This window comes from Serratia sp. PAMC26656 (assembly GCF_016469055.2).
Classification (GTDB): Bacteria; Pseudomonadota; Gammaproteobacteria; order Enterobacterales; family Enterobacteriaceae; genus Serratia; species Serratia plymuthica.
Genome location: NZ_CP150486.1, coordinates 3,176,986 through 3,191,994, shown reverse-complemented (window position 1 = coordinate 3,191,994; position 15,009 = coordinate 3,176,986). Strand labels below are relative to the sequence as shown.

Here is a 15,009-nt window from a genome sequence, read left to right as displayed (position 1 = left end):
AGGTAGGATGTCAAAACACGTTACCGAGAGTCTCGTTTTCCGACCCGCCAGCGAATTACCGACCGCTGATCTGAATGGCCGCGCGGTGCTTGTGTTCAATCCTTGCGATGGTTGGCATGATGGATTTGTCCGTGCCAGAGAAGAGGACGGCGAGGTTTATCACGTTGGTATTTACCCTTGGATGGGTAGCGAGCTGCTGCCGCATGATTTTTATATCACCTGGGCTCTGCTGCCTGATGCAGATAAGCTAGCTGAGAAATTCGAATCAGAGAAGCGCTGCTGGTAGCTGTACAACAGGTAAGAGCACTGCAAGCGCTGGAGTATGGGCCGCTATCGGGCGGTCCTGAGAAACCATATATGCCTGATAGCTGTTGAATTAAGCAGTGCTCTTTCCGTTGTGATGTGTGTAAGCGCACTGCAGCGCCGGCCGACGCAAAGACCTGTAAATCGGCTGAGCCGCAGCAACTGGCGGCCAATACCAAAACAGAGCGGCAGGAAGTAAGCAGGGGTAGCGCCCTGGTGTCACAACAATCATTAATGGCTGCGCTTATGCGTGGCCTTTTTGCATTTCAGCCCCAGCCAACATCCGACACACCCCGGATAGCCGACTCGTTTACGGCTTGTTGCAAGAGAAAAAATCGCCCGAACCAGCAAAGGTAGTCAGGGCGAAAGGCTTGGCTTTCTCTTAGTGCTCTGGAATTTTATCCAGTAATTTAAGCCTAGCTTATGTGTGGTTATTTTTGCTTTATTATTTGTAAAAATGATAAATCTCGTCAATTACAGGGCTGCGCTACCGCGTGGCCTTTCTCATATTTAGCGCCCAATGCCTCACTCACTGACGTATGTCGCCACGCATTCGCGGCGCTAATCCTTATCTATCACCCGGTACCGGGACTAAACCCCGGAAGGGGGAGGTATGAAAATCATGCCGGAGAAAATCACCACATTCATTTCTTACTGCACCTCTGCAACGTTGGTGTGTGGAGGCGGCATTTTGCAATGGCTACATGGCCTCGACTGGAATCAGGTTGCGGTAGTGGGCGGCTTCGTGATCGGTGCGATCACCGCCGTGATGAACTTCTACTTCAAGAATCGCCAGACAAAAGCCTATGAGAAAGCCCTCAAGGCCGGATATGTCACACCACCGCCGGCGGAGGACTAAGCATGGCGATTGCTGCGTCGTTAAAGAAAAAACTCGTAGGTGCGGTTGCTGGTGGTGCTATGGCGATCGCCGCGGTTCTCATCCCTTCCCTGGAAGGCGTGGAGTACAAGCCGTACCGTGACGTTGTTGGCGTGCTGACGGTTTGCTACGGGCATACAGGGGCGGACATCATACCCGGCAAAACGTACACCGAAGCAGAATGCAAGGCGATGCTGAATAAAGACCTTGTGCCTTTCGTCCGTTCAGTTGAGCGTTCTGTAAAGGTGCCGACCAGTGAACACCAGAAGGCGGCGCTGATCAGCTTCAGCTACAACGTCGGTGTTAAAGCCTTCGAGTCCTCCACGTTGCTGAAAAAGCTTAATGCTGGCGATAGCGCTGGCGCTTGCGATGAAATGCGCCGCTGGAATAGAGCTGGTGGCAAGGTCTGGAAGGGGCTGATTAACCGGCGTGAGATTGAGCGCGAGATCTGCAACTGGGGATAATCATGAACTGCATCTGTTTTTTATTTGCCGGTTTTATGGCTTTGGCTGGAGTTGACGCATGGCCCTTCTTCCTGGCTGTGGGGTTGCTTCTATCATGAATCGTTTAATCGTAGCTATTTCAGGAGTACTACTGCTTATCGTCGTGGGGCTGGCATGGCTGGCTTTTCACTTCCACGGTAACGCGGTAAAGGCTGGTGAGCAGGTTAAGCAGCTTCAGAGCGATAACAGCCTGCAGGCGACCACTATTGCTACCCAGTCGTTTCAGTTCCAGCGTGCCAATGCAATCAGCACCGCAGCAAGCCAGCACGGAATAACCACCGACGCGGCCACCCAGGGGAAAGAAATTGAATACCGGACAATCCTCAAAAATCAGCCTACGTGCGATTTGGCTGTTCCCGCTGCTATTGCTGGTGGGCTGCTCGACTACACGAACAGTTTACGTACCCGCGCAATGTCAGCCGATACCGGCGACGCTGACGCAACCGGTGCTGGCACCACTGCCTCCGGCACCCTGACATATTGCCAGGCGGTGCTGTGGATTGATCCGCTGCTGGCTGCGCTCGACAAGGCGAACAACCAACTGCTGGCGATTCGTCAGTTAGACGCGGAAAGGATAAAGCAATGACATGCAATCTGGTATGTGAAGTCAGGCTGCGCCGCTGGGTAATGCCCATTCTGGTTATCGCTTATTTAACAAAATGGGATTGGCTGATGATGAAGTGCATCAGCATGAAGGTAAAAACAGTCCCAAAAGGGCGGAACTATGAGCGAAATTGAGAGTGCCTTGATGTACCTCGGCCTCGGTTTTGCATTGAGCGTGATATTTATTGGCAAGCGTAGTGGGGGCTGCATGCGCAATCCTCCGCCGCCAGCCAATTACATCAAGCCATCGCCTCCGCCGCCACCTCCAAGGCCACGGCAGAATTTTTGTTGCATGCAGAAGTGCGGTAGAAATCCGCCACCACCGGAGCACTATGTCAAGCCAGCCCCGACCCCGCCGCCACCCAAGGTGCAGTGAGGTATTACAGGTGGCATTCACTGAGTGCTACCGATAATGCTGATGTATAATCCTCCCCAATAGGAGGATCCCATGTCATACAATCTCGGCAATCTGCCAAAAGAAGAAATGGACAAGGTAAACGTAGACCTTGCAGCATCAGGCGTTGCGTACAAAGAGCGCATGAACCAGCCAGTGATAGCTGACCAGGTGGAGCGAGAGCAGCCTGAGCATCTGCGTGAGTACTTTCGCGAGCGGGTGGCGCACTACCGTGAGGTGAGCAAAAGGCTACCTACCGGCTCCGCACCGGTTTATCTGCAAATGGCTGAGGCCAACGGCAAGAAGTAACAGAGCTTCGATAACGACCCGCTACGGCGGGTTTTTTTATGGGGGTAGCATGGCAGGTTTAAAAGAGCTGTCGGCGCAACTACAGAGCGTGCGCAAGCAAATCCCGTTTGCTACCGCTCAGGCGCTAACCAGCGTAGCCAGACAGATAGAGACGGCGGAGAAAACCGCGTTTAAACGCCATCTGGAGAACCCCACACCATTTACTGTCAACTCCGTCAAATCGTTCGGCGCCCGGAAAAACAACCTAAAGGCCAAGGTGTTTGTGATGGACACCGCCGCCAGCTATCTGGAGCCATTCGAATTCGGTGGCCAGCATAAGCTGAACAGCCAGGCGCTGCTTAACCCAAAGAACATAAAGCTGAATAAATACGGCAACCTGACGCGCAACAAGATGACGCAGCTCAAAGCTAAGTCGGATGTGTTCGTTGGCGATGTAGACGGCACGAATGGTGTATGGCAGCGACGTAAGGCCAAGAAAGGCAAGAAGGGCAAGAAGCGGCGTAAGCGCTCAGCCAATGGCACGCGGCAGCCTCGCATGAAAATGCCGGCGCCGAAGCTGCTGATCCAGTTCGGTGATGCGTTGCCCGTTAAGCCAACGTTGGGTTACTTCGACCGGGCACAGGCGATGGCCAGTGCGCTGATGCCTACAGAGCTAAGCCGGGCAATGGCCGAGGCTATGAGAACAGCCAAGTGATAGTAGGAGTCAATCATGGGAATGAAAGCGCCAACGGTACCACCATATAAGCGTGGAGATAAAGTCGTGCGTCCAGCACCACCACCGCCACCACCGAAGCCGTACGCAACAGGCAACCCAACACCAAGCCCAGACCAGACCACGGCACACTGCTACTGTCATGACCTCATTCATCCGGGTGATGAAGTGACCTACCTGGTGCGGTTCAAAAAAATTTGAGCCAGTGCCCCTCCCCGGGGCATCCAGAAAAAAATGGGTCCTTCCCAGCACTTTTGTAAAGCACGGGCATTGCGCGCCGTGCGGTTTCACCAGCGAAATGTTTTTCATTTTGTGTCCCATGTCCCATGCGAGGATTTTTCGTGAACCCGCGTCCGCGCTGTGTTTGCCTAATTTTCTTGGTGGGACATTTACATGGGACACAAAAAAATGTCCCACACCGATGTCCCAATGTCCCATTGATGCGGAATGTCCCATGACAACGATGACGCAAGTTGACTATGCCAAGCATGCCGGTGTCGATCGCAAGACCGTCGGCCGGTGGATCAAAGCAGGCAAATATATCGTTCTCGCTGGCGAACTGATCAACGTAGAAGCAAGCGATAAAGCCTTAGCCACCTTGCGTGATAGTAAAGATCCGAGGGCAAAAAATGCTGCTAAGAAAAAAACCATTAACGTCGCGGTTAACACCGCTGACGATGACAGCACAGAAGATGCTGTAAAAAAGATCATGCTGGAGACCGGTGCTGAAATGTCGCGGGAAGAAGCCAGCAGGGTAAAAGAGAATTACCTGGCCTTGTTAACAAAGCTGGAGTTCGAAAAAGAGGATGGGCAATTGGTAGAGCTGTCTGTAGCCGAGGCGGTCTTATTTGCCGCTTTCCGGGAACAGCGCGACGCCTGGATGAACTGGCCTTCAAGGGTGGCACCTTTGATGGCGGCTGATCTGGATGTTCCCGCCGACAGAATGACCGAGGTGTTAATAGAACATGTCCATAAACACATCTCCGGCCTCGGCGAACCTGAGTTTAACGCAGACGAAACATGACCGATTAACCCAAAGCATTCGCAAAGCCTGGACTCCACCACCACGAATCAGTGTACCTGACTGGGCTGACCGGTACCGTAAGTTGGCGAAAGAAGCAGGCAGTACATCGGGAGACTGGGAGACTGCTACGGTAGAAATTGCACGCGGCCCAATGCTGGCAGCAACAGAATCTGGGGTTCACATCATTACGGTGATGTGCTGTACCCAGTTGATGAAAACGGCATTGCTGGAAAATCTATTCGGTTATTTTGCACATCTTGATCCGTGCCCCATGTTGTTGCTTCAACCAAAAGAGGATGCCGCTGAACAGTTTTCCAAAGAGCGCATTACCCCGCTGGTCAGAGTTACCCCGGCATTAAGACGGCTGGTGGGCGGCAACAAGCAGAAGAATTCGAAAGAAACGTTGCTGTATAAATCGTTCACGGGAGGTTTTTTGGCTCTGGCCGGTGCCGGTAGCCCGGATAACCTTGCACGGCGCCCGATCCGTGTCCTGCTGGCCGATGAGGTTGATAAGTACCCAATTACCCGTGAGGGTGATCCAATTACCCTGGCTGAGGAGCGTACCGCTACCTTTGGCCTTAACTGGTTGTCTGTGCGGGCGTGTTCGCCGACGGTAGAGGATGAAAGCCGAATTGCGGCCAGCTATGCGGATTCTGATCAGCGTCGGGCCTCGATAGCTTGTCCTCACTGCGGTCATCGCCAGTTTCCCGATTTCTTTAAGCATGTGCACTGGACATCCGAAGGTGATAAGCACAACACGAAAGCGGCAATGATTCATTGTGAAAGCTGCGGGGCTGGCTGGTCTGAAGGGAATCGCCTACGCGCACTGAGAACTATTCAGTGGCATCAAACCAAACCATTTGAGTGTTGCGGTCAGCGTCATGTCCCATTAAATATTTATGAGCAGGCCTGGCATGCCGATGATGAAACTGCTGTTGGGCAAGTATGGCAATGGTCAGAATCAGAGCGCCACGCAGTGCATCGTGCAATTTGTCCTACTTGTGGTGCTTTGGGGGTGGATAACATTCACGCTGGGTACCAGGCATCGAAGCTATTCAGCCCCTGGCAAAAAGATAAGCCTTCCGACATTGCGGAGAAATACCTACGTGCCAAAGGTGATCCAGATAAAGAGTTAGCTTGGTGGAATACGCAGATGGGCCTGCCACACCGCCCAAACTATGGAAAACGTCTGCCGGTTGATGTTCTGCTTGCCCGACGTGAGGTCTTTGGAGCAGAAGTTCCTGATGGGGTAGCTGTTCTGACTGCGGGCATTGATACACAAAACGACAGGTTGGAAGTTGAGGTTGTAGGCTGGGGTAAGGACGAAGAAAGTTGGTCGGTTGCCTTCGATGTTATTGAAGGGGATCTTGAGACGGCCGAGCCGTGGTTAAGGCTGGATGCTTATCTTAAGCAGGTGTGGCGTCGTCAGGATGGTAGAGGATTAACCATTATGGCGGCCTGCCATGACTCAGGCGGTAACCATACCCAAAAAGTGTATGAGTTCTCTCAGGAGCGATTGGGCCGGCGGATCTGGGCCATCAAAGGGGAATCAGCGACAGGCGGTAAGCGTTCCCCAATTTGGCCGAATAAACGACCAACGTCGAAAACCAGAGCAAAGTTCAGACCCATTATCCTCGGCGTCAACTCGGCAAAAGACTCCATCCGTTCACGTTTGCACATTGAGCAGCCTGGTCCTGGTTATATGCACTTCTCAACAGATCGGGATATGGGGTATTTCACTCAGCTTACAGCTGAGCGGTTGGTAATGAAAGAAGCGGCTGGTCAGCGCTACAGCGTCTGGGAGCTACCCGCCGGTAAAGCCAATGAGGCATTGGATTGCCGGGTATATGCGTACGCGGCGTTGTGCGGTCTGTTCCATTCAGGGCTTAAATTGAATGCTCGTGCGTTATCTGTCGAAACTAACCCGGACTCTCTATTACCGCCTGTTTCGGTGCCGGAGGAAAAACAAGACTTGCGCCTTCCTGGCGTCATCATCAGTGAGCCTGAAAAGCCTCAACGTAAACCTTTGCATAAGCGCCTCGCTTAAGGACCTCTATGTTTAATCCCAATTCCAGCCTATTGGCTGGTGCGATGACGCGTGACCAGTTACAGGCCGCGCTAACAAGCGCACAGCAGGCCTATATCGAGCTTTCGACTGGTGCGAAGGGGGTGTCTTTCTCTTACACGCAGGGCGATGGCACGCGCTCTGTTGCCTATCAACAGACAGATATTGGACAGCTCACCGCACTGATCCAGCTTCTTCAGGCTCAGTTAGGCATCGTTAAACGTCCACGCGTGACGTTAAGGTTTCGGTATTGATGAAAAGCGGAGAGGTTAGAATTCTCGGGCCAAACGGCCGGCCATTACCCCCATCGAGCCGAAAGGTCTCCATGTTGAACGGTTCCGGCCGCGTGCCTTATGACGCAGCAGATTCATTCAGTGACGCGATGGCGAACTGGCAGCCAGCGCTTTGGTCGCCGGATAATGAGGTCAATATCTACCGAGACCGCATCGTTTCCCGCGTTCGCGACATGGCACGTAATGACGGTTGGGCATCAGGCAGCGTAACCCGCATTTTGGATAATGCCGTTGGGGCTAATTTTCGCCCGATCGCTAAAGTGGATTACCGTGCCCTTGCACTTCAAACCGGGCTGAAAGCTTTTGATGCTAAATGGGCAGATGAGTATGGTCGGGCCGTTGAGGCTGCGTGGCGTAACTGGGCAAATGATCCTGGCAGATACTGCGACGTTGAGCGGAAAAAAACGGTTTCCCAGATGTTGCGTCTGGCGTTTCGCCATAAGCTGGTGGACGGCGATGCGCTGGCCGTTCTGCAATACCGTACCGATCGGCTCGGGCATGGTCGCGCGCGCTATGCAACGACCATACAAATTATTGACCCGGACCGGCTCAGCAACCCGCAGCAGGTTTTCGATATGCTGAACATTCGCGGTGGCGTAGAAATTGACGACGACGGCGTGCCGGTGGCGTATCACATCCGTAAAGCCCACATGGGCGACTGGTGGAGCGCTGAAAAAACGATGACGTGGGAACGCGTCATGCGTGAAACAGACTGGGGGCGTCCGATTGTCGTGCATGACTTTGACGGCGATCGCGCTGCTCAACATCGGGGCAGCAGTATTTTTACGCCCATCGTTCAGCGTCTGAAAATGTTGATCAAATACGATGAGGTGGAGTTGGAGTCCTCGATCCTCAATGCCGTATTTGGTGCATACATCACCTCGCCCTATGACCCGAGCTTATTCGCGGATTCACTTCAGACGGATGACGTGCTGGCTTATCAGGATATGCGCACTGAGTATCACGATGATAAACGCATCTCTTTGCAAAGTGGCGCGCGGATGCCAATCCTTGCCCCTGGGGAAAAGATCGACACTGTGAACGCGGCGCGCCCAACCAGTAACTTTGCGGCGTTCGAAAGCGCAGCATTACGCAACGTGGCAGCTGCCCTGGGTATTTCAACCCAGCAGTTAACACAGGACTGGTCTGATGTGAATTACAGCTCAGCCCGTTCAGCCATGTTGGAGGCCTGGAAAACCCTGACGCGTCGCCGCGACGATTTTGCCAGCGGCTTTGCCCAACCCATTTTCAGCAGCTTTATTGAAGAACTTCACGATATTGGTGAAGTGCCTCTTCCTGCCTGCTCGCCGGAGTTTCTGGCGGCCAAGGCGGCGTATTGCCGTGCGCAGTGGATGGGGCCGGGACGTGGCTGGGTCGATCCGGTGGCAGAGAAAAAAGGCGCAATTCTCGGTATGGATTCCGGCATGTCAACACTGGAAATGGAGGTGTCAGAGAACGTTGGCGAGGACTGGGAAGAGCTTCTCGATCAGCGCGCCCGCGAAATCGAAGCCTTCCGGGAGCGCGGATTGCCGGTTCCAACATGGGCGCAGGCGGATACCTTTGCACCTCAAACAATTAAAGATCCGGAGGCACAGTGAATTTACCCCATTTAGCACAGCGTCTGTTTAACACCCCACTGGCGCTGCACCCCCGAAAGGCCGAAGTGGTCATGGCCGCGCTGACTGACCGTTTTGGACTGACGCGTATTCAGTCCATGTCTGACTGGGATGACGATGATGATTCTTTCTCCCGAGCGGCCCGTGATACGGGATATGACGTGGTGGAAGGTATCGCCATTATCCCAATTCAGGGCACGCTGGTGCAGAAACTCGGCACCTTGCGGCCTTACAGCGGGATGACGGGATATGACGGCATTCGCGCCTGTTTCCTGCGGGCACTGAATGACGGTGAAGTGAAAGCCATCTGTCTTGATATTGATTCGCCCGGAGGTGAAGTTGCGGGGTGTTTTGACCTCGTTGACGAGATTTATTCCGCACGCGGAAGCAAACCGGTCTGGGCCATTTTATCCGAAAGCGCTTATTCAGCAGCTTACGCGCTGGCGAGTGCGGCGGACAAGATAATCGTGCCGCGTACTGGGGGCGTGGGTTCTGTCGGTGTCATTGTGATGCACGTTGACTGGTCACAGAAAATCAAAAATGACGGCCTGCAGGTCACCATTATTACCTACGGCGACCGCAAGGCAGAGTCCAATCCGTATGAACCTTTAAGCGAAACGGCGCGAAAAGCCATTCAGTCAGATATTGATGAAATGGGGCGTTTGTTCGTGAGTACCGTCTCTCGCAATCGCGGGATCACAGAGAAAACTGTCCGGGATACCGAAGCCGCCTGCTTCCTTGGCGCTGACGGTGTGCAACTGGGGCTGGCTGATCAAGTGGCCTCGCCTGATGCGGCATTCCGCGATTTATTACAATTAGTTGGAGAGTAACGATGTCAAAGAAAATTCGAGGATTTGCACACCTGTTTGGTTTTTCCGCCAACGCGTCAGAAGAAGATGAAGATGAGAAAGGAAAGTCCAAAAAGGCAGAAGGCCGTCGTGCGGAAGAGGACGAAAATAACGGTGATAAAGACAAGGATAAGTCCAAAAAATCTAAGCGTGCAGAAGAAGATGATGACTCTGACGACGAAGATGATAAGGACAAGGAAAAGTCTAAAAAAGCCAAAGGCCGTAGCGCGTCAGACGATGACGACGACGCAGATGCTGACGAAGGCGACGATGATGACGGCGATGATGAAGAAGAAGATCGTGACGTCAAACAAGGCCGCCGCGCCGAGCGTGACCGCATCTCCCGCATTCTTGGCAGCAAATTTGCCGCGGGCAAAGGCCCGTTGGCCGTTTCGCTGGCCATCACTACCGGCATGAGCTCGGCCGCCGCTATCCGCGTGCTAGCAAGCTCCGGCCCGATGCAGGCACCGCAGCAGTCGCGTCGTCTATCTCTGGATGAGCGCATGTCCAAAGTGGAAAACCATCAGTTGGGCAATGACGATGCGGGCCCATCAGGGAATGCAAACACAGTGGTCACCCGTGCGGCCGCTCTCTATAACCAGGTTAAGGGTAAAAAATAATGACTGTGACTTCAGTGGGGCAAAATGCCTGGGTGCCAGGCGTACAGCATGACACTTTCATCCCGGATCAGTTGTTGTCCGGTCCTCTGCAGGTGGTATCCGATACGGTGACTATCCTGACCGGTTCTGCGGCAACCTATAAACGCGGTACTGTACTGGGCGTGATCACCGCTTCCGGGAAATACACCCTGAGCGTGGCGACAGCAACCGACGGCAGCCAGGTTCCGCAAGCCATTTTGGCTGATGATGTGAATGCCACCGTGGCGGACACGTTAGCCGGCGTATATCTGATGGCCGAAATTAACAAGAACCGCATTACCTTCGATCCGAGCTGGACGCTCGCTACGCTCAAACCTGCGCTCCGTCCGTTTGGTATCTTCCTGCGCGACAGCGTTCAGGCACCTGCCAGCTAAACACCCGTTTTAATTTCATCGCTTTCTTCGCATGCCCCTTACCGGGCAGGGCGTTGTGCGTCTTTTATTTATCCCGGCCAACAGGTCGGGACACAGAGAGAATAAGCCATGTCCCAAACTATTTACGATACTGTGTCGTTGGTCGGGTTGGTCCCCAATCTGATGACTTCGCAAAACTTCATCCTCGATCGATTTTTCCCCAACATCGTGACCAGTGACGATGAGTATGTGGCGATTGACGTAGATATCGGTCTGCGCCGCATGGCACCGTTCTGCTCACCGCTGGTCGAAGGTAAGTTGGTGGAAGGACGTCGTTACCAGACCGACAAGTTCAAGCCCGCCTACATCAAAGATAAACGAGCACCTGATCTGCGTAAGCCTATCCGTCGCCAGATTGGTGAGCGCATTGGTGGCGAATACACCGCCGCAGAACGTGAGATGTTGAACATCCAGTTCGAGATGAGCGACCAGATTGATATTTTGAATCGTCGCCTCGAGTGGATGGGCTGCAGCGCGATTGCCACAGGTACCGTCACTATCAAAGGCGACGGTTTCCCAACCACCGTCGTCGATTTCGGTCGCGACCCGGCCTTGACCATTGCGCTCAGCGGTTCCGACAAATGGCCTACCAGCGTTGCCGTGGGTGCTACCAACACCCAGCCAACGGACGACATCGAAGAATGGCAGGCGTTGATCTTGCAAAAATCTGGCGCACAGGCGACGGACATTATCTTCACCAACGCCTCATGGCGGGCGTTCAAGCTGGATACGTCGCTGAAAGGTGCCATTATCCTTCCGGCGCAGAACCCATCCGGCAACATCATTAACCCAGGCGCGCAGATTGCGAAGGGTGCGGTGTGTAAAGGTTACTGGGGCCAGTACACACTCTGGCTTTACAACGACTGGTTCATTGACCCGGACACTGGTATTGAAAATCCGATGATCGCAGACGGTTCAGTGGTCATGTCGGGTCCGGATCTGATGGGTACCCGTGCGTTTGGCGCAATCATCGATCCCGCTTTCAACTACGGGCCGATGGCGTATGCACCAAAAAGCTGGCTGCAACATGACCCGGCGCAGCGTTTCCTATTGATGCAATCTTCCCCGATTGTTATCCCGAGCCGGGTTAACGCAGCCCTCTGTGCGAAGGTGGTCTAATCATGGCAAATGAAAAAAAAACCAATACGGCCTCTAAGGCCGCTGACCAGATCACCGTAGTGGTGCTCAAAGGAAAAAGCGTTCGTCATGACGGGGATAGCTACATACAGAATACCCGCGTTAACCTCTCTCAAAGTGATGCCAGCCGTCTTATCGCTTCCGGCTTTGTGAAAACGCTGGACGCGGTGAAACAGGAAATGGAAGCGGAGTCCGGTCAGGAAGTCAGCATCTCTAAAGAAGACGGGCAGTCCGCGATCACCTCGGACATGCCTTCTGTCGTTAAAACCGAGAGCGGGGAAGCCTGATAATGGGGGTCAACTGGGATCGGCATTTGCTTGCACCGTTGCACGGCGTTTTTGGTGACCCGGTTGACTACCGTCCAGCCGGCGGTGAGCCATGCACCGTCAGCGGCATTTTTGATCGGGCCTATACGCAAGAGGTCGAGCCGCTGGACAGTGGCAGCACTATCAACACCACTTCTCCGGTGTTGGGAGTGCGTGATAGTCAGTTCCGGGCTCGGCCAAAGCAGGGGGATCGTGTGTTCGTCGGTATCGTCGGTGGGGTACCGGTTAATACGCTGTTTACCGTGTCAGACGTTCAACCGGATAGCCATGGCGGGACAAAGCTTATTCTCAATAAGGTGAAAGTATGAACCCCAGAGGGATAAGGCTACTGGTCATTGAGGCGCTGAAGAATAAGACCGATGCCGGCGATCGAGTTTATTCACCTCGGGACTGGCCAACAGCTGCGAACATGTACCCGGTTATTCTGGTGCAGACGCCGATCGACGTGAAGAATTCACAGGGCCGTAATGTTCCCCAATTCAACACAGTGACCACGGTTCGCCTCACGGGGCGCCTGCAGGAGCTGGACGATGCAGAGGAAGACAATGGGGCAGAGAAAGCCGAAGAGGCGCTGGAGCAGCTGCGCGAGCAGGTAGAGCGTGCGGTGATCAATAGCTATGAGCTGACGCGGAAAATTCAGCAGTTTCTGCAGGTACGCTCGACCATCGATGTGGATGCCGGCGGCGAAGGGCATACTGCCCAGTTACTAATGGAACTGGATATCGAATACTACCAGGGCCCCGAAGAGTTTTATGAAATTGACGCTTCTCCGCTTGAGGGAATGGACGTCACGATCGCAATGCCTGATGGCACCCCTGAACCACTCGTAAAAATCGATCTGGAGTAACCCTATGTTTGTGAAACCCGCACCGGGGCGCATCGTGCGCGATCCGGTCAAGGGCACCTTTTTGCCGGAATCCGGTGAACAGGTTCCCGATGATATTTTTTGGGGGCGCCGCCTGAAGGATGGCGATGTTGAAAAATTCGACCCGAACGCGACAGTAAAACCAGCGGCAGGGAAGAAAAGCCAGGAGAATGATCAATGACCGTTCCATTTAATCGCCTTCCTTCCAATCAGCGTGCGCCATTTTTCTATGCCGAGTTTGATAACTCGATGGCCAACACGGCAACGGCAATTCAGCGCACGCTGCTGATCGGGCAAATGTTACCCACGGCAATAGCCGCGCCTGGTATCCCGCAAAAGGTATCTTCTGATTCGGTGGTTGCCGGCATCTGTGGCAGCGGCTCAATGCTGCACAATATGATGACTACGTATCTGTCCAATGACACTTCAGCGGAAATATGGATCCTGCCTCTGCCTGATGGCGATACGGGTACCACTGCCGCAGCCGGCAAATTACAGGTTGTGACAGCTGCAGCCGCTACCGGCGTGCTGTCGCTCTATATTGCCGGCGTACGTGTGCAACTGACAGTAGTCAGCACCGACGACAAGGTCGCTGTGGCGGCCGCCATTGCTGCCGTGATCAACGCTCAAAGCAAATTGCCAGTAATCGCCGAGGTGGATTCCGCCGCTACCGACACTGTCAAGCTGACGGCGAAGAACAAAGGTGCGCACGGTAACAGCATCGATATTCGTCTGAATTATCTGGGGGCGGCCGGCGGTGAGGATACCCCGCAGGGCATGGAGCTGACAATTACGCCAATGGCCGCGGGAGCTGGCGCACCAGAACTGACGGATGCGTTGGGTAACCTGCAGGATCGGGCCTTTGATTTTATCGTCAATCCGTACACGGACACGACGTCACTGGATGCCGTGAAAGAGTTTCTTTCCGATGCAACCGGCCGCTGGTCCTACGCTCAACAGCTTTATGGGCATTCTTTCGGCGCTCTGGCGGGTACCTACGGTTCCCTTTCTGCTGCCGGCGAAGCCCGCAATAACCAACATGAAACCTTGCTGGGTATCAAAGGATCACCGACACCTGCTTATCTGTGGGCTCCCGCGTTAACCGGTGCCATTGCGCCTAGCCTGCGTAATGATCCGGGCCGCCCGACACAAACGCTGACCATCAGCGGTGTTCTGGCGCCGCCGCTGGAAGATCGTTTCGCGCTCACGGAACGCAACAATCTGCTCTACAGCGGCATTTCGACTTTCACCGTGGCTGACGATGGTTCTGTGCAGGTTGAAAAGACGATCACCACCTACCAGAAAAACAAGTTTGGTGATGCGGACGACAGCTATTTGAATATCGAGACGTTGTTCCTGCTGATGTTCGTGACGCGTTTCCTGCGCACACAGATCACCTCCAAGTTCAGCCGCATGAAGCTGGCTAACGACGGTACGCGGTTTGCGCCAGGCTCGGCCATCGTTACGCCGAATGTGATCCGCGCAGAACTGATAGCTCAGTATCGCACGCTGGAATACAACGGCTATGTGCAGGATTCCGCAGCATTCGCGCAGACGTTGCTGGTGGAGCGAAACAGCAGCAATACAAAGCGTATCGATGTGCTCTGGACCGGCACACTGATCGACCAACTGGAAATTTTCGCACTACTCAATCAATGGCGCCGCGCGCAGACCGCAGCCTAAGGGGGATTTATGGGAGATACAACTAATCGCCTGGCCGGCACTGCCTACGCCACTGTTGACGGCGTAACGGTTATGGTTGCCGGTCAGTTCAAGTACAGAGCGGGCAAGGTGGAGCGCTCTACGCTCGTGGGTATGGATGGCGTTCACGGCTACAAAGAAAAGCCACTCATTCCATTCATTAGCTACCAGGCTCGTGATAGCGGAGGTACGTCGATTGCCAAAATCAACGACTCGACCAACGTAACCATTGTGGTGGAACTGGCGAACGGAAAAACCATCATCGGTGAAAACATGTGGTCAGTTGACACGCAAGATGTGGACAGCGAAGAGGCGACATTTGATTGTAAATGGGAAGGCGGCTCGGTAACGGAGTATTGAT

General features: G+C 53.9%; 21 protein-coding genes. 20 read left to right on the top strand and 1 reads right to left on the bottom strand.

Annotated features, from left to right (window positions below; translation table 11 throughout):
* Positions 1-7: 7 nt before the first annotated feature.
* The 6 genes from JEM67_RS16075 (at position 8) to JEM67_RS16050 (ending at position 3,683) form a co-directional block, all read left to right on the top strand.
* Positions 8-286, top strand: a complete 279-nt coding sequence (locus JEM67_RS16075; RefSeq protein ID WP_199634951.1) for a hypothetical protein — start codon at positions 8-10, stop codon at positions 284-286.
* A 630-nt stretch (positions 287-916) separates the two neighbouring features.
* Entirely contained in the window at positions 917-1,162 is a 246-nt protein-coding gene (locus JEM67_RS16070) for a phage holin (RefSeq protein WP_126527897.1), read from the top strand.
* An 8-nt stretch (positions 1,163-1,170) separates the two neighbouring features.
* Positions 1,171-1,644: a lysozyme gene (locus JEM67_RS16065; protein WP_199634965.1), complete on the top strand. Its 474-nt coding sequence runs from the start codon at positions 1,171-1,173 to the stop codon at positions 1,642-1,644.
* 94 nt (positions 1,645-1,738) lie between these two features.
* Entirely contained in the window at positions 1,739-2,269 is a 531-nt protein-coding gene (locus tag JEM67_RS16060) for a hypothetical protein (protein ID WP_426406331.1), read from the top strand.
* A gap of 465 nt (positions 2,270-2,734) precedes the next feature.
* Positions 2,735-2,989 carry a DNA polymerase III subunit theta gene (locus tag JEM67_RS16055; protein WP_199639702.1) on the top strand — a complete coding sequence of 85 codons (255 nt, stop codon included), beginning with the start codon at positions 2,735-2,737 and terminating at the stop codon, positions 2,987-2,989.
* 49 nt (positions 2,990-3,038) lie between these two features.
* Positions 3,039-3,683 carry a hypothetical protein gene (locus JEM67_RS16050; RefSeq protein WP_199639577.1) on the top strand — a complete coding sequence of 215 codons (645 nt, stop codon included), beginning with the start codon at positions 3,039-3,041 and terminating at the stop codon, positions 3,681-3,683.
* A gap of 13 nt (positions 3,684-3,696) precedes the next feature.
* Here the strand turns inward: JEM67_RS16050 and JEM67_RS16045 are convergent, their stop codons facing one another.
* Positions 3,697-3,831 (bottom strand): hypothetical protein, encoded by a 135-nt coding sequence (locus JEM67_RS16045; protein ID WP_255520030.1) that lies wholly within the window; start codon positions 3,829-3,831, stop codon positions 3,697-3,699.
* A gap of 324 nt (positions 3,832-4,155) precedes the next feature.
* Between JEM67_RS16045 and JEM67_RS16040 the strand changes: the two genes are divergently transcribed.
* From JEM67_RS16040 to JEM67_RS15975, 14 genes are all read left to right on the top strand, one after another.
* Positions 4,156-4,725 (top strand): hypothetical protein, encoded by a 570-nt coding sequence (locus JEM67_RS16040; protein ID WP_199639579.1) that lies wholly within the window; start codon positions 4,156-4,158, stop codon positions 4,723-4,725.
* Positions 4,667-6,772: a phage terminase large subunit family protein gene (locus JEM67_RS16035; protein WP_199639581.1), complete on the top strand. Its 2,106-nt coding sequence runs from the start codon at positions 4,667-4,669 to the stop codon at positions 6,770-6,772. The genes JEM67_RS16040 and JEM67_RS16035 overlap by 59 nt, the downstream gene beginning before the upstream one ends.
* An 8-nt stretch (positions 6,773-6,780) precedes the next feature.
* Positions 6,781-7,044, top strand: coding sequence for a gpW family head-tail joining protein (gene gpW, locus JEM67_RS16030; protein WP_199639583.1), 264 nt, complete (start codon positions 6,781-6,783; stop codon positions 7,042-7,044).
* On the top strand, positions 7,044-8,681 hold the full coding sequence (locus JEM67_RS16025) for a phage portal protein (protein ID WP_199639585.1): 1,638 nt from the start codon (positions 7,044-7,046) through the stop codon (positions 8,679-8,681). The genes gpW and JEM67_RS16025 overlap by 1 nt, the downstream gene beginning before the upstream one ends.
* Complete coding sequence (locus JEM67_RS16020; protein WP_129939241.1) at positions 8,678-9,529, top strand: S49 family peptidase; 852 nt, start codon at positions 8,678-8,680, stop codon at positions 9,527-9,529. Before JEM67_RS16025 ends, JEM67_RS16020 begins: the two co-directional genes overlap by 4 nt.
* A 2-nt stretch (positions 9,530-9,531) precedes the next feature.
* A complete protein-coding gene (locus JEM67_RS16015; protein WP_199639587.1) occupies positions 9,532-10,167 on the top strand; it encodes a DNA primase in 636 nt (211 codons plus the stop codon).
* Positions 10,167-10,580 (top strand): head decoration protein, encoded by a 414-nt coding sequence (locus JEM67_RS16010; RefSeq protein ID WP_233527896.1) that lies wholly within the window; start codon positions 10,167-10,169, stop codon positions 10,578-10,580. Before JEM67_RS16015 ends, JEM67_RS16010 begins: the two co-directional genes overlap by 1 nt.
* 108 nt (positions 10,581-10,688) lie before the next feature.
* The gene (locus JEM67_RS16005) at positions 10,689-11,738 is read left to right on the top strand and encodes a major capsid protein (RefSeq protein ID WP_199639589.1); all 1,050 of its coding nucleotides are present in this window, start codon (positions 10,689-10,691) and stop codon (positions 11,736-11,738) included.
* Between the two features lie 2 nt (positions 11,739-11,740).
* On the top strand, positions 11,741-12,043 hold the full coding sequence (locus tag JEM67_RS16000) for a hypothetical protein (protein ID WP_199639591.1): 303 nt from the start codon (positions 11,741-11,743) through the stop codon (positions 12,041-12,043).
* Positions 12,044-12,045: 2 nt separating this feature from the next.
* Complete coding sequence (locus JEM67_RS15995) at positions 12,046-12,390, top strand: head-tail joining protein (protein ID WP_199639593.1); 345 nt, start codon at positions 12,046-12,048, stop codon at positions 12,388-12,390.
* Positions 12,387-12,929 carry an ATP-binding protein gene (locus tag JEM67_RS15990; RefSeq protein WP_199639595.1) on the top strand — a complete coding sequence of 181 codons (543 nt, stop codon included), beginning with the start codon at positions 12,387-12,389 and terminating at the stop codon, positions 12,927-12,929. The genes JEM67_RS15995 and JEM67_RS15990 overlap by 4 nt, the downstream gene beginning before the upstream one ends.
* Positions 12,930-12,933: 4 nt before the next feature.
* On the top strand, positions 12,934-13,128 hold the full coding sequence (locus JEM67_RS15985) for a DUF2635 domain-containing protein (RefSeq protein ID WP_199639597.1): 195 nt from the start codon (positions 12,934-12,936) through the stop codon (positions 13,126-13,128).
* Positions 13,125-14,630, top strand: coding sequence for a phage tail sheath subtilisin-like domain-containing protein (locus tag JEM67_RS15980; protein ID WP_199639599.1), 1,506 nt, complete (start codon positions 13,125-13,127; stop codon positions 14,628-14,630). Before JEM67_RS15985 ends, JEM67_RS15980 begins: the two co-directional genes overlap by 4 nt.
* Before the next feature lie 9 nt (positions 14,631-14,639).
* A complete protein-coding gene (locus JEM67_RS15975; RefSeq protein WP_199639601.1) occupies positions 14,640-15,008 on the top strand; it encodes a phage tail tube protein in 369 nt (122 codons plus the stop codon).
* The last annotated feature ends 1 nt before the right edge of the window (position 15,009 follow it).

Bases quoted from the DNA above. Each gene is read 5' to 3' on its own strand.
- JEM67_RS16075 (WP_199634951.1), top strand. From the start codon at position 8: ATGTCAAAACACGTTACCGAGAGTCTCGTTTTCCGACCCGCCAGCGAA.
- JEM67_RS16070 (WP_126527897.1), top strand. From the start codon at position 917: ATGAAAATCATGCCGGAGAAAATCACCACATTCATTTCTTACTGCACC.
- JEM67_RS16060 (WP_426406331.1), top strand. From the start codon at position 1,739: ATGAATCGTTTAATCGTAGCTATTTCAGGAGTACTACTGCTTATCGTC.
- JEM67_RS16055 (WP_199639702.1), top strand. From the start codon at position 2,735: ATGTCATACAATCTCGGCAATCTGCCAAAAGAAGAAATGGACAAGGTA.
- JEM67_RS16050 (WP_199639577.1), top strand. From the start codon at position 3,039: ATGGCAGGTTTAAAAGAGCTGTCGGCGCAACTACAGAGCGTGCGCAAG.
- JEM67_RS16040 (WP_199639579.1), top strand. From the start codon at position 4,156: ATGACAACGATGACGCAAGTTGACTATGCCAAGCATGCCGGTGTCGAT.
- JEM67_RS16035 (WP_199639581.1), top strand. From the start codon at position 4,667: ATGTCCATAAACACATCTCCGGCCTCGGCGAACCTGAGTTTAACGCAG.
- gpW (WP_199639583.1), top strand. From the start codon at position 6,781: ATGTTTAATCCCAATTCCAGCCTATTGGCTGGTGCGATGACGCGTGAC.
- JEM67_RS16025 (WP_199639585.1), top strand. From the start codon at position 7,044: ATGAAAAGCGGAGAGGTTAGAATTCTCGGGCCAAACGGCCGGCCATTA.
- JEM67_RS16015 (WP_199639587.1), top strand. From the start codon at position 9,532: ATGTCAAAGAAAATTCGAGGATTTGCACACCTGTTTGGTTTTTCCGCC.
- JEM67_RS16010 (WP_233527896.1), top strand. From the start codon at position 10,167: ATGACTGTGACTTCAGTGGGGCAAAATGCCTGGGTGCCAGGCGTACAG.
- JEM67_RS16005 (WP_199639589.1), top strand. From the start codon at position 10,689: ATGTCCCAAACTATTTACGATACTGTGTCGTTGGTCGGGTTGGTCCCC.
- JEM67_RS16000 (WP_199639591.1), top strand. From the start codon at position 11,741: ATGGCAAATGAAAAAAAAACCAATACGGCCTCTAAGGCCGCTGACCAG.
- JEM67_RS15995 (WP_199639593.1), top strand. From the start codon at position 12,046: ATGGGGGTCAACTGGGATCGGCATTTGCTTGCACCGTTGCACGGCGTT.
- JEM67_RS15990 (WP_199639595.1), top strand. From the start codon at position 12,387: ATGAACCCCAGAGGGATAAGGCTACTGGTCATTGAGGCGCTGAAGAAT.
- JEM67_RS15985 (WP_199639597.1), top strand. From the start codon at position 12,934: ATGTTTGTGAAACCCGCACCGGGGCGCATCGTGCGCGATCCGGTCAAG.
- JEM67_RS15980 (WP_199639599.1), top strand. From the start codon at position 13,125: ATGACCGTTCCATTTAATCGCCTTCCTTCCAATCAGCGTGCGCCATTT.
- JEM67_RS15975 (WP_199639601.1), top strand. From the start codon at position 14,640: ATGGGAGATACAACTAATCGCCTGGCCGGCACTGCCTACGCCACTGTT.